The organism is Pseudofrankia saprophytica (genome assembly GCF_000235425.2).
Classification (GTDB): Bacteria; Actinomycetota; Actinomycetes; order Frankiales; family Frankiaceae; genus Pseudofrankia; species Pseudofrankia saprophytica.
The window spans coordinates 7,146,080-7,169,256 of sequence record NZ_KI912266.1; the positions used below are offsets into that span (position 1 = coordinate 7,146,080).

General features: G+C 71.4%; 17 protein-coding genes. 7 read left to right on the plus strand and 10 right to left on the minus strand.

The genetic code is table 11. The features are described from left to right. Nucleotides 1-4: 4 nt before the first annotated feature. Nucleotides 5-814: an SDR family NAD(P)-dependent oxidoreductase gene (locus tag FRCN3DRAFT_RS0230090; RefSeq protein WP_007509727.1), complete on the minus strand. Its 810-nt coding sequence runs from the start codon at nt 812-814 to the stop codon at nt 5-7. Nucleotides 815-874: 60 nt separating this feature from the next. Continuing rightward, nucleotides 875-2,086 (minus strand): acetyl-CoA C-acetyltransferase, encoded by a 1,212-nt coding sequence (locus FRCN3DRAFT_RS0230095; protein WP_007509729.1) that lies wholly within the window; start codon nt 2,084-2,086, stop codon nt 875-877. Nucleotides 2,087-2,627: 541 nt separating this feature from the next. Here FRCN3DRAFT_RS0230095 and FRCN3DRAFT_RS0230100 point away from each other — a divergent pair. Next, nucleotides 2,628-3,854 (plus strand): DUF418 domain-containing protein, encoded by a 1,227-nt coding sequence (locus tag FRCN3DRAFT_RS0230100; protein WP_198536051.1) that lies wholly within the window; start codon nt 2,628-2,630, stop codon nt 3,852-3,854. A 235-nt stretch (nt 3,855-4,089) separates the two neighbouring features. After that, nucleotides 4,090-5,724 carry an AMP-binding protein gene (locus FRCN3DRAFT_RS0230105; RefSeq protein WP_027141071.1) on the plus strand — a complete coding sequence of 545 codons (1,635 nt, stop codon included), beginning with the start codon at nt 4,090-4,092 and terminating at the stop codon, nt 5,722-5,724. A gap of 349 nt (nt 5,725-6,073) precedes the next feature. On the opposite strand, the gene FRCN3DRAFT_RS0230110 is transcribed toward FRCN3DRAFT_RS0230105, so the two are convergent. The 4 genes from FRCN3DRAFT_RS0230110 to FRCN3DRAFT_RS0230125 all read right to left on the minus strand — a co-directional run bounded on the left by FRCN3DRAFT_RS0230110 (nt 6,074) and on the right by FRCN3DRAFT_RS0230125 (nt 12,607). Then, a complete protein-coding gene (locus FRCN3DRAFT_RS0230110) occupies nt 6,074-6,769 on the minus strand; it encodes a GntR family transcriptional regulator (RefSeq protein WP_007509734.1) in 696 nt (231 codons plus the stop codon). A 509-nt stretch (nt 6,770-7,278) separates the two neighbouring features. Further along, nucleotides 7,279-10,062 carry an ABC transporter permease subunit gene (locus tag FRCN3DRAFT_RS0230115; RefSeq protein WP_007509736.1) on the minus strand — a complete coding sequence of 928 codons (2,784 nt, stop codon included), beginning with the start codon at nt 10,060-10,062 and terminating at the stop codon, nt 7,279-7,281. Nucleotides 10,063-10,389: 327 nt separating this feature from the next. Next, nucleotides 10,390-11,268, minus strand: coding sequence for an ABC transporter ATP-binding protein (locus FRCN3DRAFT_RS0230120; protein ID WP_007509738.1), 879 nt, complete (start codon nt 11,266-11,268; stop codon nt 10,390-10,392). 193 nt (nt 11,269-11,461) lie between these two features. Then, nucleotides 11,462-12,607 (minus strand): thiolase C-terminal domain-containing protein, encoded by a 1,146-nt coding sequence (locus tag FRCN3DRAFT_RS0230125; RefSeq protein WP_007509740.1) that lies wholly within the window; start codon nt 12,605-12,607, stop codon nt 11,462-11,464. A gap of 353 nt (nt 12,608-12,960) precedes the next feature. Here FRCN3DRAFT_RS0230125 and FRCN3DRAFT_RS0230130 point away from each other — a divergent pair, with 353 nt between their 5' ends. The 4 genes from FRCN3DRAFT_RS0230130 to FRCN3DRAFT_RS0230145 all read left to right on the plus strand — a co-directional run bounded on the left by FRCN3DRAFT_RS0230130 (nt 12,961) and on the right by FRCN3DRAFT_RS0230145 (nt 16,055). Further along, nucleotides 12,961-13,449: a MaoC family dehydratase gene (locus FRCN3DRAFT_RS0230130; RefSeq protein WP_007509742.1), complete on the plus strand. Its 489-nt coding sequence runs from the start codon at nt 12,961-12,963 to the stop codon at nt 13,447-13,449. 165 nt (nt 13,450-13,614) lie between these two features. Beyond that, nucleotides 13,615-14,025, plus strand: coding sequence for a Zn-ribbon domain-containing OB-fold protein (locus FRCN3DRAFT_RS0230135; protein ID WP_007509743.1), 411 nt, complete (start codon nt 13,615-13,617; stop codon nt 14,023-14,025). Nucleotides 14,026-14,100: 75 nt separating this feature from the next. After that, nucleotides 14,101-14,589: an FAS1-like dehydratase domain-containing protein gene (locus tag FRCN3DRAFT_RS0230140; RefSeq protein WP_007509745.1), complete on the plus strand. Its 489-nt coding sequence runs from the start codon at nt 14,101-14,103 to the stop codon at nt 14,587-14,589. A 224-nt stretch (nt 14,590-14,813) separates the two neighbouring features. After that, nucleotides 14,814-16,055, plus strand: a complete 1,242-nt coding sequence (locus FRCN3DRAFT_RS0230145) for a CaiB/BaiF CoA transferase family protein (RefSeq protein ID WP_007509748.1) — start codon at nt 14,814-14,816, stop codon at nt 16,053-16,055. Between the two features lie 20 nt (nt 16,056-16,075). Here FRCN3DRAFT_RS0230145 and gad read toward each other — a convergent pair whose 3' ends face one another. Continuing rightward, complete coding sequence (gad, locus tag FRCN3DRAFT_RS0230150) at nt 16,076-17,533, minus strand: glutamate decarboxylase (protein WP_027141074.1); 1,458 nt, start codon at nt 17,531-17,533, stop codon at nt 16,076-16,078. Nucleotides 17,534-17,637: 104 nt separating this feature from the next. Further along, on the minus strand, nt 17,638-18,981 hold the full coding sequence (locus tag FRCN3DRAFT_RS0230155; RefSeq protein WP_007509751.1) for an ABC transporter substrate-binding protein: 1,344 nt from the start codon (nt 18,979-18,981) through the stop codon (nt 17,638-17,640). 324 nt (nt 18,982-19,305) lie between these two features. Here FRCN3DRAFT_RS0230155 and FRCN3DRAFT_RS0230160 point away from each other — a divergent pair, with 324 nt between their 5' ends. Further along, on the plus strand, nt 19,306-20,001 hold the full coding sequence (locus tag FRCN3DRAFT_RS0230160) for a TetR/AcrR family transcriptional regulator (RefSeq protein ID WP_007509752.1): 696 nt from the start codon (nt 19,306-19,308) through the stop codon (nt 19,999-20,001). A 90-nt stretch (nt 20,002-20,091) separates the two neighbouring features. Here FRCN3DRAFT_RS0230160 and FRCN3DRAFT_RS0230165 read toward each other — a convergent pair whose 3' ends face one another. Beyond that, nucleotides 20,092-22,272: an acetate--CoA ligase family protein gene (locus tag FRCN3DRAFT_RS0230165; RefSeq protein WP_007509754.1), complete on the minus strand. Its 2,181-nt coding sequence runs from the start codon at nt 22,270-22,272 to the stop codon at nt 20,092-20,094. Between the two features lie 45 nt (nt 22,273-22,317). After that, nucleotides 22,318-23,172, minus strand: coding sequence for an enoyl-CoA hydratase/isomerase family protein (locus FRCN3DRAFT_RS0230170; RefSeq protein ID WP_007509756.1), 855 nt, complete (start codon nt 23,170-23,172; stop codon nt 22,318-22,320). Nucleotides 23,173-23,177: the final 5 nt, after the last annotated feature.

The following is a 23,177-nucleotide window of genomic DNA, read 5'->3' on the forward strand; positions in this document are numbered from 1 at the left end:
CAGTTCAGAAGTCGCTGCCGCCGTCGACGTTGATGTCGGCGCCGGTCATGTACGAGTTGGTCCTGGAGCCGACGAAGGCGATGACCGGGCCGATCTCCGCCGGGTCGCCCGCGCGTGGCAGGAACGCCGGGTGCCCGAAGTCCTCCCTGATGACGCGCATCGCGTCGGTGAGACTGTCCGGGTCGATGCCGCGGCTGGCGGGCAGCGCCCGCAGGTAGCCCTTCATGCCCTCGGACAGGTACGAGCCGGGCGAGACGGTGTTGACGAGGATCCCGTCGGGGGCGAGCGACTGCGCCAGGTTCTTGCTGAGGCTGGTCAGCGCCGCCTTGGCCGCCGTGTAGGCGACCAGGCCGGGCGACTGCCGTCGGGTCGAGTGCGCCGAGACGTTGACGATCCGGGCCCAGGCGGCGGCGCGCAGCAGTGGCAGCGCGGACCGCACCGTCCGCACCGCCGACAGCGTGCCGATGTCGAACGTCGCGACCCATTCCGCGTCGTCGGACCCCTCGAACCCCTTGATGCCCACCTCGACCGGCCCGGCCGCGTTCACGAGCACGTTCAGCTCACCCCAGCGGTCGTCCACCTCCGCGAAGGCGGCGGTCACCGACGCGGCGGCGGTCAGGTCGGTGACGATCCCGACCGCCTCGGCCGCGCCGAGCGCGAGCGCGCGTTCGGTGGTCTCGTCGAGCGCCGCCTTGCCGCGGGCGAGCACGGCGACACGCGCTCCCTCACGAGCGAAGCTCTCGACGGCCGCCCGACCCATCCCCTTCGAGCCCCCGCTGACGACGACGGCCGCGCCGCCCAAGCCAAGGTCCACCGGGTCTCCTTCTCCAACTTTCGCCAGTCCAGCTTTTCGCCAGCTCAGCTTTTCGCCAGCTCAGTCGAGCTTCTCGAAGATGGCGGCGATGCCCTGGCCGCCGCCGATGCACAGGGTCTCCAGGCCGTAGCGGGCGTCCCGCCGGTGCATCTCGTGCAGCAGGGTCGCGAGGATCCGCCCGCCGGTCGCGGCCACCGGGTGGCCGAGCGAGATGCCCGAGCCGTTGACGTTGATCCGCTCCCAGTCGGCCTCGGTCACGCCCCACTCCCGGGTGCAGGCGAGCACCTGGGCCGCGAACGCCTCGTTGACCTCGATCAGGTCCAGGTCGGCGAACTTCAGCCCGGCGCGCTCCAGCGCCTTCGCCGTCGCCGGCACCGGGCCGATCCCCATGGTGCGCGGCGGCACCCCGGCGACCGCCCACGAGACCAGCCGGGCCAGCGGGCGCAGCCCGAGACGTTCGGCCTCCTGCGGGTGGGTGACGATGCAGGCCGACGCGCCGTCGTTCTGGCCACTGGCGTTGCCGGCGGTGACGGTCGCCTCCGGGTCGCCCTTACCCATGATCGGTTTGAGCCTGGCCAGGGTTTCCAGCGAGGAGTCCGGCCGCGGGTGTTCGTCGGTGGTGACGACCACGCTTTCCCGCTTGCCGGGGACGGTGACCGGGATGATCTCGTCGTCGAACTTCCCGGCCCGCTGCGCGGCGACGGCCCGCTGATGCGAGCGCAGCGCCAGCTCGTCCTGCTCCGCCCGAGGGATCGAGTACTGGCTGCGCAGGTTCTCCGCCGTCTCGATCATCCCGCCCGGCACGGGGAAGTTCCTGCCGCCCGCGGTGACGCGCCCGCGCGCGAGCGCGTCGTGGAAGGTCAGGCCCCCGCCGCGCACGCCCCAGCGGCTCTCGTGGGAGAAGAACGGCGCGTTGCTCATGCTCTCCGCGCCACCAGCGATGATCAGATCGCTGACACCGGTCTGCACCTGCATCGCCGCGGTCACCAGGGTCTGCACCCCGGAGCCACAGCGACGGTCGACCTGCAGGCCGGGAACCTCGACCCCCAGCCCCGCGTCCAACGCGATGACCCGACCCAACGCCGGGGCCTCCATGCTCGGGTAGCAGCAACCGAACAGCACGTCGTCGACGTCCGCCGCCCCGAGCCCCGTCCGCTCCACCAGCGCACGCACCACCGCCGCACCCAGCTCGTGCACGGCCAACGGCCGCAACGAGCCGCCGTAACCACCCACCGGGGTTCGCACCGGACTGCAGATCACAGCGTCACGCATTCGTCCTCCACCGACAGTCCCGCGGCCAACGGCCTCGCCGGCTCGTGGCGGAGCCGACATCTGGTCGGTCCACGGTGACGCCCGAAGGCACCGCCCCGCAAACGGTCTCTCCCGACCGGCGGCGTCCGAAGGCAGCCGACCGCAAGACAGATGATCGGGGTCGCCGTCGACCGGCGTTCGGCGGCGACCCCGACGGGCCCACCATACGCAGGTTATATACATTATTCAACCAATGCTGGGAGCGGTTCGAGGGAGGGCCAACGGGTGAGCAGGTCGTCGCGCATCGCCCTGGCGAGCTGCCCCAGTTCCGCCAGCTCGCCGCCGCGGGCGGTCAGCTCGCCGAGGGTTCCAGGACGGCCGAGGGTTCCGAGACGGTGAACGAGCCGCTGGCGGGCCGTCGCCGTGCCCCACCGCCAGTCGCGGTCGGGGATCTCGGCCAGGTGGTCGGCGGTCCACCCGAGTAGTCCGGATCAACCAAAGTCGAGAGAGTGGCGGCCTTCGGCCGATGTGCCGGCGGTGGTGGACGGCCTTTATTGTCCTGGTGACGTCGACACTGTCCAGACCCACGACTCCCGAGTCGCGCGCCCTTGGGCCCGACCTCGCACGTGGATTCATGCTGCTGTTCATCGCCCTGGCGAACTCGCACTATTTCCTGCGCGGATCATCGGTGCTCGGCGGTTACCCGCGGGACGGCTCGGGTGCCGACGCGGCTGTCATCTGGCTGATCTCGACCTTCGTCGACGGCCGGGCGTTTCCGATGTTCGGGCTGCTGTTCGGGTATGGAGCCGCCCAGATCGTGCGCCGGAACGAGGCGCTCGGGCCGCGCTCCGTGCGGCATCTGCTCTGGCGCCGCGGAGCGGTGCTGGTGACCGTGGGTTTCCTGCACGCGGTGCTGCTCTATGCCGGCGACATCCTGAGCGCATACGGAGTGCTGCTGCTCGTCGGAGCCTGGCTCGTACGCTGGAAGGACAGCAGGCTGCTGGTGACCGCCTTCCTGTTCTTCCTACTCACCGCGCTGCCGAGCGGCGCGTTCTCGACAATAAGCACCGACCCGCCAGATGTTTCGATGCTCCCGCCGAATGTCGGCACCATGATCGCCGAGCGGGCGCAGGTGTCCTCCTTCATCGCCCTTCTTGGGCCTGTCGGCTTCGTGTGCCCGTTCGCGGTCGGACTGTGGGCGGGGCGCCGGCGCATCCTGGAACAGCCGGAGCTGCACCGGACGTTCCTGCTCGTCACGGCGTCGGTCGGGATCGGCGCCGCCGTGCTCGGCGCGCAACCGATCTCGCTTGTCCTCGCGGGCGCGGAAACGCCCCCCGACCAGCAGTCGCTCGAGTTCCTGGCCGCCCTGCACAGCGCGACGGGGGTCCTGGGCGGGTTCGGCTACGCCTCGTTGTTGTCACTGGCCGCCGTCCGGCCTCAATTCCCAGAGCGCCCGCGGCCGGTGGTCGACGCGATCGCCGCCGTCGGCCAGCGATCGATGACCTGCTACCTGGCACAGTCCGTGGTCTGGACCGTCGCCTTCACTCCCTTCCTGCTCGACCTCTCCGGCACCTTGTCCGCGACCGCCACCGCAGGCCTCGCCATCACGACATGGCTCCTCACCGTGGTCCTGGCCGACCGGATGCGGCGAGCGGGGCGCCGCGGACCGTTCGAGGTCCTGATCCGGGCCGTCACCTACCACCAATCGCCGAACCGAAGCCTGCACCGGCAGTCCGATGGCCTTTCCCCGGACAGGGACCGCGTAATGATCACTGAGGCCGACCGCTAGCTCTGGATCGCATCGAGGCGGGCACGCCAGCGCCGTCCTGCCCCCGCCGCTGAGGCGCGCCCGACCGTCACCAGGGAGGTGGACGCCAGATGGATAAGATATACAATCAGGCGTCACGACCCAGGCGGACGCCGGGGCGGCCAGCCGCCGTCGCCACCACTGACCAGCGATCAACAGCGTTGTGTCCCTGGTCCACAAGACCCGTCCGCCCGACGACGAGATGCGGGAGAGCCACGTGACCGACGGCGTCTGGGGTAGCGCTCCCCGGCACACCACCACCGCGCTGCTGCTGGCACGCACCGAGAAGGACCCGGACTCGGAGTACCTCGACGTGAACGGCGCCAAGTTCAGCGCCGCCGAGGTCGCCCAGACGGCCGCGGCCCTCGGTGCCGCGCTGGTGGGCGAGCTCGGCGTCCGGCCGGGCGACCGGGTCGCGAGCCTGCTGGAGAACTCGCCGGAGGCGATGCTCGTCTGGTGGGCCACCCAGTGGGCCGGCGGCATCGCGGTGCCGATCAACACCGCCTACAAGGGCGAGTACCTGCGTCACCAGCTGCGTGACTCGGGCGCGACCGTGCTCGTCGTCGCGGCGGACCTGGCCGACCGGGCCCAGGCCGTCACCGGTGACATCGAAGCGCTGCGCCACGTCGTGGTGACCGGGCCGGATCCGGTCGAGTTCCCCGGGGCCACCGCCCACCGCTGGGACGACCTGGCGAGCGCGAACCCGCTCGCCGCCCCGGTCGAGCGCCGGCCGTCGGACCTCGCGACCTTCATCTACACCGGCGGCACGACCGGCCCGTCCAAGGGCTGCATGCTCAGCCACAACTACCACGAGGCGCTGGCCACCCAGATCGGCGTCACCTGGGGGCGGACCGCCGACGACGTGCTGTGGACGCCGCTGCCGCTGTTCCACTACAACGCGCTGACCACCGCCGTTATCGGCGCGTTGGTCTTCGGCGGGCGCTCGGCGATCTACCGGAAGTTCTCGGTCTCGAACTTCTGGCCGGAGATGAACCGCGCAGGCGCGACCCTGACCTCGACGCTCGGCACGATGGCCTATCTGCTGGCCCACGATGTCGACCGGCCGGAGATGCCGAAGTCCGGAGCGCCCGAGGCGAACACGTCGCTGCGGATGATGGGCGCGGCCCCGCTGCCGCCCGAGGTCGACGACATCCTGCGCGGCCGGTTCGGCATCGACACGTTCTCCGGCGCCTACGGCGTCACCGAGGCCAGCCTCATCTCCACCCTGCCCCCAGGCATCCGCAACAAGCCGCGCGCCGCCGGAATGATCAACAAGGACTACTTCGACGTCCGGATCTTCGACGACGAGGACAACGAGCTGCCCAGCGGCACCGACGGCGAGATAGTCATCCGCCCGAAGCTCGCGCACGTCATGTTCGAGGGCTACTGGGGCCGGCCGGAGGCGACCGTCGAGACCAGCCGGAACTGGTGGTACCACACCGGCGACATCGGCCGGATCGACACCGACGACTTCCTCTTCTTCATCGACCGCAAGGCCGACTACCTGCGCCGACGTGGCGAGAACATCTCCAGCTTCGACGTCGAGCGCATCCTGATGGGCCACGGTGAGCTCGCCGACGTCGCCGTGCACGCCGTCTTCAGCAAGCTCACCGAGGACGACGTGAAGGTCACGGCGACCCGCGCGGCGGGCTCGACGCTCACCGAGGAGCAGCTCTTCCGCTGGTGCGTGGACGCGCTGCCGTACTTCGCGATCCCCCGCTACATCGAGTTCCGCGACGAGCTGCCCCGCAGCCCCGTGGGCCGCGTCCTCAAGCGTGACCTGCGCACCCAGGGCGTCACTCCCACCACCTGGGACGCCGAGGCCGCCGGTATCACCTACGAAAAGCGCTGACCCACCGCTCGGGCGGAGTTCTCCATCCCAGGGAACCGAGAATTCCACCCCAACCTGGCGGTTATCGGGCCGCCCGCTCCACACGCCCCGCCAACCTGGGCATACAACGCTCAGTAGTCAGCTGTGCGCGGCTGAACGGGCCGCTGACGGCCCGAAAATCCTCACCAGGGTGACGGGCTGGACCCACGACGACCGCCCTGGTCGCCCCACGCGCCCCGCGCGCATCGGATCGTGTCAGATGAGAGCGCCAATAGGCACCGCCATCTGACACAGCTCGCCGCCTGGGATTCTTTTCGTGTCAGTTGGGGGTGTGTATAGGCACCAGGATCTGACACGATTCAGCGCCGGGTCAGTCCTCGGGGGTCCAGAGGATGTTGCGGGACTTGAGGAGGTCGACGACGAGGTCGCCGTGGCCGCGCAGCATCTTGACGAAATCCGCGGAGGCGCGCTGGCCGTTGCGGGCCTTGATGGCACGGTTGACCGCGGCGATGCCGCGTTTCTGTGGCTGGATCGTGCCGGGAACGAGGGCGAAGAAGTTGCCCGGAATGACGCCCGTCATCAGCCGGCCGAACGACGACAGCCGCGGCGACTGCGCCATCGCGAAGATCTGCCGGAGGTAGGCCTCGTTGGCGTGCAGGACGTCGTCGGGGTCCTCCGCGTCGCGCAGCGCGCGCTCGGCCGTGGACAGCGCCTCGATGCCGTCGTCGTCGCCGCGCTCGGTGGCCCGCTCGGAGGCCAGGCCGTAGAGCTGGCCGAGCAGGGCGTAGTGGTCGCGCACCGAGTTCAGGTCCAGGCCGTGGACGAACGCGCCGCGGTGGGGCTCGATCGAGATCCAGCCCTCGCTCTCCAGCGCGATCATCGCCTCACGCACGGGAATGCGGCTGACGCCCAGCTCCTCGGCGATCTCGTCCTGGCGGACGTGGTCGCCCTGGCGCAGGGTGCCGGCGAAGATCAGGCCCCGGATGTGGTCGGCGACCTGGCTTCCGCTGCTCCTGCGGTCGACGACGGAGCGCTTGCCCGGTGCGTGGTGCGCAAGCGGGCTCACCGCGGTCGCCGTCCGGCGGTTGGGAGGAATGGCCGGCTCCTTCAGCTCATGTCCAGGGTGCCGAGTTGCTGGCTCCTTCGACTGGGTCGAGCGAAACGCCTACCCATCAGTCCGCACGCGGACCAGTGGATACCCCCACAACCGCGAGAGCGCGTCGAGGGGTCCGGGAGTCTGGGTCCCCGCCGTGCCCTCGATGGCCTCGACAGGGCCTTTCTCCACGAAAGGCAAGCGGGCCGGTCCGCAAGCCGGCCGAGACCGACACACAGCTGACCCACCGCGTTCCCACGCGGGCAGCGGACCGCGGAGAACTTGCAGGAAGTATACGACTGGGTCGTGGCGGTGCCGTCGCTCTGGGCGTTCGGCCGGACATCGCGTCCGTCACTTTTGTCCCATCGGTACCACCCTTACCGTCATATCCGGCCGTGCCGTGCCGTGCCGCGCCGTCCGGCCGTACCGCGCCGCCGGGGCGGCCCAAGCCCTCAGGGCCACCCAAGCCCTGAGGGTGGCCCTCATGGTGCGATGTCGGCGGGTCGGGCGCCGGCCGCCGCCGTCTCGGCCGTCTCGGCCGTCTCGGGAACGATGCCCAGGTAGGCGGTGGCCAGGCGCTCGGCGTCGACCTCGGCCGCGGGGCCTGTCCAGGTGATGTGGCCGACGGTCAGGAACGCGACCCGGTCGGCGATGGCCAGCGCGTCGCGGGTCTTCTCCTCGGCGATCAGCAGCGCGGTGCCCTGGCTCTGCAGCTGCCGCAGTGCATTGAAGATCTGCTCGATGATGAGCGGCGCGAGGCCGAGCGATGGCTCGTCGGCGACGAGCAGCTTCGGCGGACGCACCAGCGCCGGCGCGAGCGTGAGCATCTGCTGCTCACCACCGGACATGGTGCCCGCCGCCTGGTTGCGCCGCTCCTTGAGCACCGGGAAGGCCGCATATGCGGCCTCCCGCTCCTCGGCCGCGCGCAGCCACAGCGTCAGGTTCTCCTCGACCGTCAGGTCGGGGAAGATGCCGCGGCCCTCGGGCGCGAGGTACACGCTGTCGCGCTCGCGCCGCCGTGCCGGCACCCCGGTGACGTCCTGGCCTGCGAGCCACAGCTCGCCCGCGCGGGCGGGGACCAGGCCGCCGACGACCGAGCACAGCGTCGTCTTGCCGGCGCCATTGCTGCCCAGCAGCGCGACCGCCTCGCCGGGACCGACGGTCAGGTCGATGCCGTGCAGGACCTCGATCTCGTCGTATCCGGCCTTCAGACCGGCGATCCGCAGCACCGGCTCTGCCGCCGGCGCCCCGCCACCGTCCGCGGCCGCGGCCGCGCCGGCGACCGGAGACGTCGTGGCGACCCGCGGCGCCACCGTGCCGAGCGAGCCCGCCCCGGCCTGCCGCTGCCTGGCGGCCTTGCGCGCGGCCCGCTCGCGCATCGCCCGCGAACCGGCGGACAGGCCGCCCTCCGGGTCGCGCGCGAGGCCGATCGCGCCGAGACCGAACAGCATCTGCATGAAGTAGCTCGACGCCGGGACGCCCTCGAGCGCCTGCGGGGCGAGCACCATGACCAGGCCCGCCAGCACCGCGCCGGCCGGCCGGCGGATGGAAAGGGTGACCGTGGTGGCCAGCCAGACCAGGCCCAGCAGGACGTCGTAGTCGGTGTTGGTGACCCGGCCGCGGCTCGCCGCCAGCATGACGCCACCGAAGCCGGCGATGCCCGCGGAGATCACGAACACCAGCAGCTTCATCCGGTCGACGGCGATGCCGCTGGTGCGCGCGCCAGCCTCGCTGGACCGGACCGCGAGCATGGCGCGCCCGGTGCTGGAGGAGCGCAGCGCGTGCACGACCCACACGCCGAGGCCGACCAGCACCAGCATGAGCAGCACCAGCCAGCGCGGGTTGGTCAGGTCGATCCCGCCGATGTGCCCCGGGTTGACCGGCCAGCCGCCGGAGCCGTTGGAGATGCTCCGGATCTGGAAGAGCAGGTTCTGCCCGACGTAGGCGAGCGCCAGCGTCGACAGCGCCAGCGGCAGGCCGCCGAGCCGGCGGGTGGGCAGCGCGACGATCAGACCGACGACCGCCGAGACCAGCGTGCCGGCGATCAGCGCGGGCAGGAACGGCACGCCGGCGTCGAGCATGATGCCCGCGGTGAAGGCTCCGGTAAGCACGAAGGCCGCCTGGGCGAGGCTCACCATGCCGCCGATGCCGGTGACGACCGTGAAGGACAGCAGCACGATCGACGTCGCCAGGCCTTGGGCGAGCAGGCCGGCCCAGAAGTCGGTCGCGCCAAAGCCGGTGTAGGCCAGCAGGCCGATGGTGCCGATTCCCCAGAGGATGCGCCGCTGCCACGGTGATCCGTGCTCCCGCAGCGCGTCGGCCGGCGGTTTCTCCTCCTGCGTCGTGCCGGCGCTGCGGCCGCGCTCCGCGCCGAAGTAGATCAGCAGACCGAACAGGATGATGAACGGCACCGCGGTGCGGAACCCGGTGATGTCGAGGTCGACGTAGCCGTCGACCAGGTTCTGCGCCACGCCGAGCAGCAGGCCACCGAGCATCGCGATCGGGATCGAGGCCATCCGGCCGAGGACCACGGCCGGGATCGAGATGAACAGCAGCGTGTTGTAGCTGAACGAGCTCAGGCCGAACATCGGCGCGAGCAGCACGCCCACCAGGCCCGCGAGCCCACACGAGGTGATCCAGGAGACGGCGGACGCACGGTCCGGGTCGACACCGCGCAGCGCGGCGAGGTTCGGCCGGCTGACCGAGGCGCGCATCTCCAGGCCGATACGGGTGTGGCGGACCAGGTAGTAGAGCAGCCCCGCCGAGAAGATCGCCGCGCCAAGCATCGCCAGCTGGTCGCTGTCGATGACCAGGCCGTCGCCGATGACGTGGATCTTCTTCGGGCTCGGGCCGAGGCCGGGGATCCGGTAGACGTCCTCGATCGCGGGCAGATCCCAGTGCGCCTTGTCCTTCAGCAACGCCACGATCCACAGCCCGAGCGAGGGCAGGGCGATCAGCAGGCCGAGCGAGGCCACCATGCGGGCGGCGATCGACGCCTCCCGCAGCGGGTTGAACAGCACCCGGTGCAGCAGCCAGCCCAGCAGGGGTGCGAATATGCCGATACAGATGATCGCGCTCGGCACGATCGGCAGGCCCTGGCCGGTGTTCAACTGGAAGAACAGGTAGGCGGTCGAGAACGCGACGCCACCCTGGCCGAAGTTGAAGACACCGGACGTCTGATAGCTCAGCGTCAGACCGGACGCGAGGATCGCGTATAACGCGCCGGTGACCAGCCCCGAGACCACCAGGTTGAAGAACTCGGTCACGAAACCCTCCTTATGGCGTCCGCGCATGAGGCCGCGCGGACGCGGCGTCCGGAAACCCGGTACCGGCGGGCGGGCAACCGCCGTGACCGGGGTGGAGCTGCACTGCCGCGCCGCTACCGACGTGCCGCTGGTTCTGTGTCACTGGTTCCGTGCCATTGCCGACTTGCCGACTCGCTGCCTTGCCGACTTGCTACCTTGCCGACTCGCTGCCTTGCCGCTGGTGACTGTTGCTTCCTCTGTTGCTTACTTCCGGACGAGACCACCGGGGGCGGAATCGGACGTCACGTCGTCCGCGTCACCATTCCGCCGTGGCCGACGGCGCCGGCGCTAGCCGAGGTAGGCGTCGCGGACCGCCTCGTCGGCCTGGATCTGCGCCGGCGTCCCCTCCGCCAGCACCGAACCGAGGTTGAGCACGGCGATCCGGTCACACATCCGCATGACGAAACCGGCGTCGTGCTCCACGAGCAGGACCGCGGTGCCCTGACCGCGCAGCGACTGGACCAGGTCACCGAAGCGCTCGGACTCGGTGTGGTCGAGCCCGGAAGTCGGCTCGTCGAGCAGCAGGAGCTTCGGGGTATCGATGATCGCCCTGGCCAGCTCGACGAGGCGTTGAAGTCCGAGCGGCAGCGAACCGGCGGCGACCCGGCGGCTGTCGGCCAGGCCGCACCACTCGAGCACCTCGTCCACCTGCTCACGGCGGGCCTTCTCCAGCGAGCGTCGCTTCGGCCAGGCGACCAGGTCGGCGAGCACGCCGCCACCACCGCCGCGCCACTCCAGCGCCGCGAGCACGTTGTCCTCGACGGACAGCCAGCTGAACACCTGGGCCCGCTGGAAGGTGCGGCGCATCCCGAGGCGCGAGCGGCCGGTGGAGGTCAGCCTCGTGATGTCCTGGCCACCGAACTCGACCTTGCCGGTCGTCGGCGCGGTGATGCCGGAGATGACGTCGAACAGCGTGGTCTTGCCCGCACCGTTCGGGCCGATCAGCCCGCGCACCATTCCCGGCTCGACGTCCAGCGAGACGTCGGTGAGCGCCTGGACACCGCCGAACCGCTTACTGATGCCGGTCAGGCGCAGCAGTGGCTCGACGACGGCCGTCGCGGCCGCTCCGGCCGGTGACGGCCGTGGCGTCGGTGTCGCGGCCGTCATCGACTCGGTACCGCCCAACGACTCGATACCGCCCAACGACTCAGTACCGTCAGACGACATGGAGCCTCCCGGTGCAGCCATACGGCAGGTGAGAGTGGATACGATATGCAATCTGACCCGGATGTAACAAGGGTCACGTCCGGCTCGGCTCCCGGCGCCGCCACCAGCGGCGGTGACCAGCACGAACGGCGCCCGCGCACGCTAGACCCCCGCGCACCGGGCCAGCGCGCGCCGGACGAAGGGGCCGGCGGCATCAGTCGACGCCCAGCAGGACGGTCGAGGTGGATGAGAACCAGCCGCCGGTCCCGTTGACGCACGCCACCCTGGCGCCGGGGACCTGCCGGCCGGCCGCCTCGCCGCGCAGCTGCCGGACGGCCTCCACCAGCAGGAAGATGCCGCGCATCCCGGGATGGCAGGCGGACAGGCCGCCGCCGTCGGTATTGGTCGGCATCCGCCCGCCGACCCGCATCGCGGCGCCCTCCAGGTAGGCGCCACCCTCGCCGCGGCCGCAGAAACCGAGTGCCTCGAAGGTGAGCAGCACCGTCGAGGTGAAGGAGTCGTAGAACTCGCAGACGTCGACGTCGGCCGCGGTGAGCCCGGCGCGCTCGAACGCCAGCTTCCCGGACACGGCGGCCGGCGACACCGTGAAGTCGGTCCACTCCGACATCGTCGTGACGTTGCTGGCCGTACCGGTGCCGAGCACCCGCACCGCGGGCCGCGGCAGGTCGGCGGCCCGCTCGACGGAGGTCAGCACCACCGCGCCGCCGCCGTCGCTGCGGATGCAGCAGTGCAGCTTGGTGAACGGCGTGGCGACCATCGGGGCGGACAACACGTCGTCGACCGTGATCGGGTCCCGGTACATCGCGTCCGGGTTGAGGCTCGCGTTGTACCGGGTGTCCACGGCGATGTTCGCAAGCTGCTCGATCGTTGTGCCGAACTCGTGCATGTGCCGGCGGGCCGTCATCGCGTACTTGGCGATGAGCGTGTGCCCCCACGGAGCCTCGAACTGGCTCGGGCCGCGGGTCGACAGCGACAGGTTCGCGGTGCGCAGCCGCTTCTTCAGGTCCGCGCGGGCCGTCGAGCCGTACACCAGCAGGACGGTGTGCGCGGTGCCGGCCTTGATCGCGTCGACGGCGTGCTCGAGCATGACCTCCCAGGTGGAGCCGCCGACACTCGTCGAGTCCACCCAGGTCGGGCGCAGGCCGAGATATTCGGCCAGCTCGACCGGCGCCAGCACGCCAAGCCCGGTGGAGCCGAAGCCGTCGACGTCCGCGTGGCTGAGGCCCGCGTCAGCGAGCGCGCGGGCGGCCGCCTGGTAGTGCAGCGCGAACGGGGTCGCGTTGTCGACCCGCCCGCAGTCCGACAGCGCCGCGCCGACGACGGCCACCTGCCCCGTCATACGTCCTCCTCGCCCCTCACCAGTTTGGTACTGCTACATCCGACCGATCCACCCGGTACCGGCCACCTACGGCCCACCACCCGGCGACCAACGCCGACAGGATCGCTCCCACACCGGCCACGACCCGCCCGCCTACCCCGGCGGGCGCCGGACCCGTCCCCGTTCCGCCGGTCCGACGGAAATCCTTGGAAACTCGGCCTGATTCGAATTTTGTATATACTATCCGATCACAGATCAGGCGCCTCCGCAACCGGCGCCAGCTCCGGGCAGCTCCGCTCCTGGACGGCACCGCTCCGGACACGCACTACCCCTGGACAAGCACCGCCCCTGGACAAGCACCGCAGGGAGAGCGCATGGACGACGCAACAGCGACCGCCGAGGCCGCCGAGGCGGGCACCGATCCGGAGACGGAGAAGGGCGCCGCCTGCTTTGAGGACCTCGAGGTGGGCGGGAAGGCGCCGGTACGCACCCGCACGCTGACCCGCACGGACCTGGTCCGCTACGCCGGCGCGTCACACGACTTCAACCCTCTGCACCACGACGACGAGCGGGCGCGCGCCGCCGGCATGAAGAGCGTCTTCGGGCACGGCATGTTCTCCGCCGGGATGCTCGCGACCGCCCTCACCGACCTCGTCGGCATCGGTAACCTGCGCGGCTACAAGGTGCGCTTCACGACGCAGGCCTGGCCGGGCGACGTGCTGAGCACCGACATCACGGTGACGAGCAAGGACGAGGCCACCGGCCTCGTCGAGCTCGACTGCCAGCTGGTCAACGCGGAGGGCGCGGCGGTCGTCGCCGGTTCCGCGGTCGCCAAGCCCGTTCGCGGCCGAGCGAGCGAGTGAAGTGGTCGTCCGAGGCGGACCTCCCAGATCGGCTACGCAAGCTCCGCCGATCCGGCGGGGACCCCGGAGGACGGCCGTGAGCAGGGGTCCCCGGCCACTCGCGAAGCGACGGCTGGGGGGGCCGATGAGTGAGCGAGGAAGCGAACCAGAGATGAGGAGGCGGGCATGAGTGGTCCACGGTTCGATCTGCCGACGATCGAGGAGGAGACCGCGCCCTGGTGGGACGCCGCCCGCAAGGGCGAGCTGCTGATCCGCCGCTGCGGTGACTGCGCCAGGGCGCACCTCTACCCCCGCCCGTTCTGCCCCTCGTGCTGGAGCCAGAACGTCACCTGGGAACGGGCCGCTGGCACCGGCACGCTCTACACCTGGTCCGAGGTGCGGGTGAACGACCTGCCGCCGTTCAAGGCCCGGGTGCCCTACATCGCGGCGATCGTCGACCTCGACGAGGGCCCGCGGCTGGAAACCAACATCGTCGACGTGACCGAGGCGGACCTGGCGATCGGCATGCGCGTCAAGGTCGACTTCCGGGCCGACGACGAGGCCGACCTGACGGTCCCCGTCTTCCGCCTCGCCTGAGGCCCGAGCCCGAGCCGGGGCCCGAGCCGGGCCCGGGCCCCGCACGTCTCCCGCCTGTGTCCTGAGGAGAGCACCGTGAGCGCGACCGACTTCATCGGCACCCAGCTCCCGCCGGCGACCGTCGTCGTCGAGCGGGGCGCCGTCGCCGCCTTCGCCGAGGCCGTCACCGACGCCTCGGCCGTCTACCAGCGGGCCGACGCGGCGGTGGCGGCGGGCTTCGAGACCATCCCCGCGCCGCCCACGTTCACGTTCGCCGCCCGGCTGCTTGGCGCGTTCCCCGACCTGCAGCCCGCCCGCCCCGACGGCGCCCTCGACACCACCGAGATCATCGCCGCGCTCCGCAAGGACGGCGGCCTGATCCTGCACGCCGAGCAGGAGTTCACCTACCACCGCCCCGTGCTCGCCGGCAGCACCGTGCGCGTCACCGGCGAGGTCGAGGACGTCCGCGTCACCACCAACAGCCGCGGGAAGCAGATGACCTTCGTCCGGCTCCGCTCCGACACCCGCGACGAGGCCGGCGAGCTTCTCGTCACCGAGGTCATGACCCTCCTGCACCGCGCCTGACCGCGAACTGTGGCTGCTGAACGTCTCCCTGGACCAGACCATCGACCACAGTTCATCCCGCCGGATCAGAGTGTGGCTGCTGGGCGAGCGTATGGACACGATGACCGACCACAGGTCGGCAGCAGAGCGGCACCTCGCCCGCGGGCCGGGTGGCGGTGGTCGCATTTGCCGGGTCGGACGGCGTGAACGATGCGGCTCGATGACGACCACGGAATGATGACGACGTGACGACCCCCGCCGCGACGACGCCCGAGACCGTCCCCGCCGCCCCCGGAGCCCCCGGAGCGCTGCCGCTCGCCGGGCTGCTCGTCGTCGGCCTGGAGCAGGCCGTCGCCGCGCCGCTGGCGACCCGGCACCTCGCGGACCTCGGCGCCCGCGTCGTCAAGGTGGAGAACCCGAACGGCGGCGACATGGCCCGCTCGTACGACGGGGCCTGGCACGGCGAGATCGGCGCGCACTTCGCCTGGCTGAACCGGGGCAAGGAGTCGTTCGCCGTCAACCTGCGCGACCCGCGCGGTGCCGCCGCGCTGGAGGAGCTGGTCGCCCGCGCGGACGTCGTCGTGCAGAACCTCGCCCCGGGCGCCGCCGCGCGCCGAGGGCTCGCCGCCGAACAGCTGCACGCGAAGTACCCGCGGATCATCGCCGTCGACATCTCCGGCTACGGCGAGGGCGGCCCGCTGTCCCACAAGCGCGCCTACGACCTGCTGGTCCAGTCGGAGTCCGGTTCCTGCGCCATCACCGGCCACGAGGGGCACCCCGCGAAGGCCGGCGTCCCGCTCGCCGACATCGGCGGCGGGATGTACACGCTGACGTCGGTGCTCGCCGCGTTGCACGCGCGCACCACGACCGGCCGGGGTGCCGCGATCCAGGTCGGCCTGTTCGACGCGGCCGTCGAGTGGATGGGCTACGCGCTCAACTTCACCATGGGCTCGGGCCTCGTCCAGGAGCCCAACGGCGTCAGCTCCCCCGCCGTCTCCCCCTACGGCAACTACAAGACGGCCGACGGCCAGGTGCTCGTGCTCGGCACCACGAACAACGGCGAGTGGCAGCGGCTGGCCCGCGAGGTCCTCGGCCGGCCCGACCTCGCCGACGACCCCCGGTTCACCGAGAACGACGACCGGGTCGGCCGGCGCGCCGAGCTCGACGTCCACCTCGCCGCCTGGGCGAGCTCCGTGACCCTCGAGGACGCCCGCGAGCGGCTGGACAAGGCCGGCATCGGCAACGCCCGCCTCAACACCGTCCCCGACGTCATCGACCACCCGCACCTGGCCGCCCGCGACCGCTGGCGCGAGGTCTCCTCCCCCGCCGGCCCCATCCGCGCCGTCCTCCCGCCCCCGGTCAACAAGGACTGGACCTTCCCGATGGGTGACATCCCGGCCCTGGGCGCGCACACGGCGTCGATCCTCACCGAGCTCGGCCGCACCCCCGACGACCTCGCCGCCCTCCGCGCCGGCGGCGTCATCTGAAGGACCGCACACAGGCCTGACTAGTGGTGGAAGCCGGTGCTGGCTGGCTCGGCACCGGCCGGGGTCGGGTGGCCCGAGGCCGCGAGGCGGTCGACGACGCGGCGCAGGTCCGTGGCCAGGTGGTCGGCCAGGTCCGGGCCGAACCCGTTGCGGACGACGACCCGCAGCACGGCGAGCTCGTCCAGCGCCGGCGGGAAGCGGTAGGCGGGGACCTGCCAGCCGCGGGTCCGCAGCAGCTCCGAGATGTCGAACACGCTGAACTCGGCCGCGCGGGCGTCGCGGATCGTGAACGCGAACGCGGGAATGCCGGTGGCGCCATCGGAGACGAGCTCGAAGGGATCCATCGCGGCGATCGTGTCGGAAAGCCGGGCCGCGACGTCGCGGCAGCCCTGCATCACCTGGCGGTAGCCCTCGTGGCCGAAGCGCAGCAGAGAGTAGTACTGGGCGACGACCTGCGCGCCGGGGCGGGAGAAGTTGAGCGCGAACGTCGGCATCGTGCCGCCGAGGTAGTCGACGTGGAAGACGAGCTCCTCGGGCAGGTGGTCGTGGTCGCGCCAGAGCACCCAGCCGACGCCCGGGTACACCAGGCCGTACTTGTGGCCCGAGGCGTTGATCGACGCGACCCGGTCGAGCCGGAAGTCCCAGACGAGGTCCGGGTCGCAGAACGGGGCGACGAAGCCACCGGAGGCCGCGTCGACGTGCACCGGCACGTCCGGGCCGCCGTCGGCCGCGAGCCGGTCGAGCGCGGCGGCGATCTCGGCGACCGGCTCGTACGTCCCGTCGAACGTCGAGCCGAGAATCGCGACCACGCCGACCGTGTTCTCGTCACAGTGCCGCGCGGCCTCGTCCGCCGTCAGGTGGGTACGGCCGGGCGCGAGCGGAACGAGCCGGGGCTCGACGTCCCAGTAGCGGGCGAACTTCTCCCAGCAGACCTGCACGTTCGCGCCCATCACCAGGTTCGGCCGGTCGGTGGGCAGACCGGCGGCACGCCGTCTGGACCGCCACCGGCGGGTCATGGCGAGGCCGGCGAGCATGCATGCCTCCGACGAGCCGGTCGTCGAGCAGCCGACCGCGTCGCGGGCGTCGCGCGCGTGCCACAGGTCGGCGAGGATGTTGACGCAGCGCGCCTCCAGCTCGGCGGTCTGCGGGTACTCATCCTTGTCGATCATGTTCTTGGCCGCGCACTCCGCCATCAGCCGGTCGGCGTGCGGGTCCATCCAGGTGGTGACGAACGTGGCCAGGTTCAGCCTCGCGTTGCCGTCGAGCATCAGCTCGTCACGGACCAGCTGGTAGGCGGTCTCCGCGTCCAGCGGCCCGGCCGGGAGCCGGTACCGGGGCAGCTCACCACCGCCCGCGGCGCCACCCGCGACGCCGTCCGCGACCGCGCCGCCCGGCGGACGCGTCGACCACCGCAGCTGCGGCCGCACCGCCAGCCGCGCGTCCGCCTGCTCCCCCATCGCCTGCCTGTGCAGTGCCACCCCGCCAGGCTATGGGGCCTCGAGCCCAGCGGTCGCCAAGGGGCGCCAACGGGTTCCGCGGCGCCTTGCGACGCCGCGGAACCCGGACACTCCGGATACCCCGCTCAGCCCTCGATGGGCGTGGAGGCGACGGCGCGGAACTCGGTGGGCTGGCCCTTCTCGTCGAGGGAGGTGACCAGGCCACCGCGGACGCAGACCGCCGGGGTCGCCGGCGCCGCCTTGCCACCGCAGCGGAACTTCATCGGGTCGGCGCCGGGCAGGTCCTTCTCCGGCATGGACTTGATCGCGGCGGTGATCGACGCCGGGGTGATGTCGCCGGAGATGCCCTCGGTCGCCGTCTGCAGCGCCGCGACGACGGTGAACATGCTCAGCGAGCCCTGGCGGTTGACCTGGATGTTCTTGCCCTTGCCGTAGGTGTCGACGATGGCGGAGAACAGCCGGGTCGACGGGTTGTCCGTGCCGACCGGGGCGGTCGCCGAGACGGTCACGCCCTTCAGCACGGAGCCCGGAACCGCCTTGCGGAGGGCATCGGTAACGCATTGCGAGATGGCGACGACCGGGCCGGTGAAGCCGACGGAGTGCAGACCGTTGAGGCCGGCGATGCAGAACGAGTCGCTCCCGATCATCTGCACGACCCGTGGGCCGGCGGTCGCGATGCGCTGCATCTGCGGCGTCATGTCGGCGGTGCCCGGCGGGACCGGTACGAGGTCCAGCTTGATGCCGGCTGCCTTGAAGGCGGCGGGCGCGACCGTCTGGTAGATGCTCATCACGGCCGGTACGTCGATGGCGACGACGGACACCGTGTCGACCTTCTTGTCCTTGGCCAGCTGGATCGGCAGGCTGACCAGGGAGAACAGCGCGTCGGCCAGGACGAACGTCGAGTCCTTGTCGGTCAGGATCGAGGCCGCGTTGGCGCCGCCGAAGAGCACTGGGATGTGCGCCTGGTGCAGCGGCTCCCACATGCTCTCCACGACGGAGGACGACCCGACGACGACCGCGGTGACGTTCTTCTCGACCATCTGGTTCGCGCAGTCGGTGCCCTTGGCCGGGTCGGCGAGGGCGTCGCACTTGACCAGCTCGATCGGGTGCCCGCCGATGCCGCCCTTGCGGGCGTTGAGATAGGCGACGGTCGTGTCGGCGACGGGACCCTCGAAGGAGAGGTCCGTGACGGAGCCTTTGCCGTCCGAGATCATCCCGATCCTGACGGGTGTGCCCTTCGCGGGGTTCAGGGCACCGAGCACCTGGTCCGCGCCGGCCGTGCTGGCGGTGGCCGCCGGGGCCGCGCCGCCCTCGCCGTCGCCGTCGGAGCCGCCGCAGGCCGCGAGCAGCAGGCTCGCCGCGAGGGTGGCTAACGCGGCTAATGCGGCTGACACGCGGACGGGCCCGCGCGCCCGCCGGCGCCCTCGGTGGCCGGACGGGCTGTTGGCTGGTATCTCTATAGCGTGCATGCGGTATCCCTCGACTCGCCGGAGTTAGGGAGTGAATGCTTGCGTAGCATGGTCATTTGGTCAACGGATTGACAAATGCCCTGGATAAATGAACCAGGAAGCCGCGGTCACGTCACGTCACGAGAACGGAAGATCCCGGGTCAGGTCGGCCGCCGCCAGCCGACGGGCGACGACGGCCGAGCACAGCGAGGACGGTTCAAGCCGACGGCTGAGCGGCGCCCGACGGTATGATTTTCCGATGGTGGCTTGTCGCCCGTCGGCTCCGGAGGCCTTAGCCAGGCGGCGCGCTACCAGGGCGCGCGTGGGGCAGGAGAGTGTCCTGCCGTGACGGCGGAAGCTCGACCCCGCCTGCGAGCCGACGCGCGCCGCAACCGCGATCGGATCATCGCCACGGCCACCCAGGCATTCGCCGACGACGGGCCCGACGTGCCCATGGAGGAGATCGCCCGGCTCGCCGCCGTCGGTGTCGGCACGCTCTACCGCCACTTCCCCGACCGGGAGGCGCTGGTCGTCGCCGTCGTGCGCGACAGCCTGGCCACCTCGCTCGCCAGGGCCCGCGCGGCGGCTGACGAGAGTGGTTCCGACGCGACCCGGTCCGACGAGACCCGGTCCGACGAGACCGGATCCGATGGCCGTGCCTGGGACGCACTGGTACGCAGCCTCAGCCCGTCGCGCGAGCTGCGGCTCACGATGCGGCTGACCGTCCTGTTCTCACCGGCGATGGCGGCGGCCGTGCGTTCCGACCCGGCCATCACCCGGATCCGCCGCGAGTATGCCGAGGCGCTCGACGCCCTGATCCGCGCGGCCCAGACCGAGGGGTCACTGCGGCCCGACGTCGGCTCCGGCGATGTCGCCCACCTGCTCGCGCTCGCCGCCTACAGCCTCAGCCGCGGCCCCGACACGACGGCCGAGATCGCCTTCGATCGCGCCCGCGCCATCATCCTCGACGGCCTACGCGCCCGCCCCACGACGCCACTGCCCGGCCGTCCCCTGACCACGACCGACCTCGCCGCCGAATAGCGCCGGCCGACGCGCCCGCCACCCGGCAGGTGTCGGGGGGTTCGGGTGTCGGAGTCCGGGTGTCGGGTCGGGGCCCCGCCAGGGCCCGAGTCAGGGCCGCTTGGCCGGGATGACGAGGGCGTCGACGGCCACGACGCCCTGGCCGGCCGGCCGGACCAGGATGGGGTTGATGTCGAGCTCGGAGATGGCGTCGCCGAGGTCGAGGGCGACCGACTGCAGGCGCAGGATGACGTCGACGAGGGCGTCGACGTCGCCGGCGGGACGGCCGCGGGTGCCGCGCAGGATCTTCACGCCCTTCGTCGACTCGATGACCTTGCGGGCGCGGTCCGCGTCGAACGGCGGGACGGCGAAGGCCACGTCGGCGAACACCTCGGTGAACACGCCGCCGAGGCCGAAGGTGATGGTCGGGCCGAACGGGTGCTGGTGCGACAGGCCCAGGATCACCTCGGCGACCGCGTCGGTCACCAGCTGGGCGACGAGCACACCGTCGATCGCCGCCTCGGGCGCCGCGCTCGCGGCGGTGGCCAGCAGCCGGTCGTAGGTCGCCCGGACGGCGTCCTCGTCGCCGACGCCGACGGCGACCAGCCCGAGGTCGGACTTGTGCGCGATGTCCGGCGAGACGATCTTCATGACGACCGGCAGGCCGAGCTCGACGGCCGCCGCGACGGCGTCGTCGGCCGACGTGACGACCCGCTCCCCCGCGACCGGGATGCCGTAGCCGGCGAGCAGCTTCTTCGAGTCGACCTCGTTGAGGGTCGCCCCGGCCCCGGCCAGCAACTCCCGGCCCGCGGCCGCGGCGGCGGGCCGTTCGGCCGGCGCCGGAACGCCGGTCGCCGCCTGGTCGTCGTCGAACGGGCTGCGGTACGCGCGCACGAACCGCGAGTACCGGCCAAGCTCCGAAAGCCCGCGCACCGCCGCGTTGAACGAGTGGAACACCGGCACGCCGGCCTCGCACAGCGACCGGTAGGAGTCGTCGCGGATCGGCGAGATCCACGCCGCGACCACCGGCTTGCCCTCGCCCGCCAGGAACCTCTGATGCAGCGCGATGAGGTCGCGCGACAGTGCGTCGCTCATGCCGGGGAACACGCCGGTGATCGGCGCGAACAGCACGTCGGTGTTCGGGTCGTCGAGCATCAGTTGGAGGACTTCGCGGTTCTCCGGGCGGGCGGTGATGACACCGCCGGAGTCGACCGGGTTGTCCCGGCGCAGGTACCAGGGGATGTACTTCTCGAGGGCGTCGACCGTCGTCTGCTCGAACTTCGGGATCCTGACGCCGGCGGCGCCGAACAGGTCGGCGACGTGCGAGGCGGTGCCGCCGGACATCGCGTAGACGGCGATCCCGCCGGGGCCGTCGACGAGCCCGGTCTGGCAGAACATGTTCGAGATCTCGATGACCTCGTCGAGGTCGTCGACCCGGATGACGCCGTACTGGTCGAACACGGCGTCGTGCACGGCGTCGGGACCGGTGAGGTGGCCGGTGTGCGCGGCGGCCATCACCCGGCCCTCCTCGCTACGGCCGATCTTGATGGCGACGATCGGGATGCCGGCCTTCGCGCAGGCGTCGGCGGCGCGCAGGAACGCCCCGCCGTTCTGGAAACCCTCGACGTAGGTCGCGATGGCGCCGACGTTCGGCCGGTTCGCGGCGAGGTAGCCGGCGAAGTCGGCCCACTCCAGGTCGGCCTCGTTGCCGATCGTCGCCCAGATCTCGATGCCGACGCCGAGGGCCTGCGCCTGGGTGATCGGGCGGCCCTGGTAGCCGGACTGGGTGATGATGGCGAGCTTCTTGCGGCTGGGCAGCTCGTCCGGCCATGGCTCGAAGATGTTGAGGTTGGTGTTCGGGCCGAGCACCCGGGTGGCGCCGCTGGCGAGCTCCCGCAGCCTCGCCTCGGCGGCGTCGCCCTCGGCCGTGCCGAGCTCGCTGAAACCAGCGGAGAAGACGACGACGAAGCCGGCGTTCCGGCTCACCGCCTCCTCGACGACCGGCAGCGGGTCGCGCACCAGCACGATGACGATGTCCGGGTCGGCGGGCAGCGCCGTGACGCTCGGGTAGGCCTTCACACCGAGGATGTCGGGCTTCTTCGGGTGCACCGGGATGACCTCGGCGCCGAGCGCGCCCAACCGCTGGGAAACCTGCGTCCACTGCGCCCGCTGCGGGCTTCCCTCGGTGTCGGACGCACCGACGACGGCGACGACGCGCGGCGAGAACAGCCGCGACCAGTCGACGTGCCGTAGCTCGGGGTGCCGTAACTCGGGGTGCCGCGGCTCGGGCATGACACAGACCTCCTCGACGTACGGGCTGACGGCCGGCGGCGGATCTCAGAAGCCGCGGAAGTGGGTGGGTCGGCGTTCGACGAAGCTGGCGACGCCCTCGTTCGCGTCGACGGTGTTCGACATGACGTCGACGATCCAGGCCTCCTCCTGGGCGAGGGTGTGCCGTTCGACGTCGAGCGACCGGTTCAGCAGCCATTTGTTCGCGCTGTGCGCCCTCGTCGGCCCCGCGGCGAGCCGCCCGGCGATGTCGGCGACGGTGGCGTCGAACTGGTCCGCCGACACCGACCGGGTGATCAGCCCGATCTCGGCGGCGCGCGGCGCGGGAACGTCCTCGGCGAGCAGCACCAGCTCGCGCGCGCGGGTGAGGCCGACCAGCCGCGGCAGCAGCCAGGTACCCAGCCCGTCGACGGCGAGGCCGCGGCGGGCGAAGACCTCGATGAACTTCGCCTTCTCGGTGGCGACGACGATGTCGCAGGCGAAGGCGATGTGCGCGCCGATGCCGGCGGCGGTGCCGTTGACGGCGGCGACGACCGGCTTCTCGCAGTCCAGGATGGCGTGGATGAGGCGGATCGCGCCGCGCAGCATCGCGCGCCGCACGTCACCGACCAGCTTCTCCGGGACGTCGTCCGGCCGGGCCGGCGGCGCGGACTGGTTGCGCAGGTCCGCCCCGGTGCAGAAGAACCGTCCGGTCGCGGTCAGCACGACGCAGCGGACCGTCGGATCCTCGTTGAACTGGTCGAGCCAGGCGATGATCTTCTCGCGCTGGTCCGCGGTGAGCGCGTTGCCGGCGTCCGGCCGGTTCAGCGTGATGGTCGCGATCCCGTCGCTGACGTCGAGCGTGATCTCCGGAGGCGGGACGTCCGAACCCTCGACACCCTCGACGACGGCCGAGCTGGTCATGCGGC

What these genes read in the sequence shown, in the direction of transcription:
- FRCN3DRAFT_RS0230130 (WP_007509742.1), top strand. Translation starts at nt 12,961, where the DNA reads ATGGACGACGCAACAGCGACCGCCGAGGCCGCCGAGGCGGGCACCGAT.
- FRCN3DRAFT_RS0230125 (WP_007509740.1), bottom strand. Translation starts at nt 12,607, where the DNA reads ATGACGGGGCAGGTGGCCGTCGTCGGCGCGGCGCTGTCGGACTGCGGG.
- FRCN3DRAFT_RS0230095 (WP_007509729.1), bottom strand. Translation starts at nt 2,086, where the DNA reads ATGCGTGACGCTGTGATCTGCAGTCCGGTGCGAACCCCGGTGGGTGGT.
- FRCN3DRAFT_RS0230135 (WP_007509743.1), top strand. Translation starts at nt 13,615, where the DNA reads ATGAGTGGTCCACGGTTCGATCTGCCGACGATCGAGGAGGAGACCGCG.
- FRCN3DRAFT_RS0230170 (WP_007509756.1), bottom strand. Translation starts at nt 23,172, where the DNA reads ATGACCAGCTCGGCCGTCGTCGAGGGTGTCGAGGGTTCGGACGTCCCG.
- FRCN3DRAFT_RS0230155 (WP_007509751.1), bottom strand. Translation starts at nt 18,981, where the DNA reads ATGCACGCTATAGAGATACCAGCCAACAGCCCGTCCGGCCACCGAGGG.
- FRCN3DRAFT_RS0230120 (WP_007509738.1), bottom strand. Translation starts at nt 11,268, where the DNA reads ATGTCGTCTGACGGTACTGAGTCGTTGGGCGGTATCGAGTCGTTGGGC.
- FRCN3DRAFT_RS0230165 (WP_007509754.1), bottom strand. Translation starts at nt 22,272, where the DNA reads ATGCCCGAGCCGCGGCACCCCGAGTTACGGCACCCCGAGCTACGGCAC.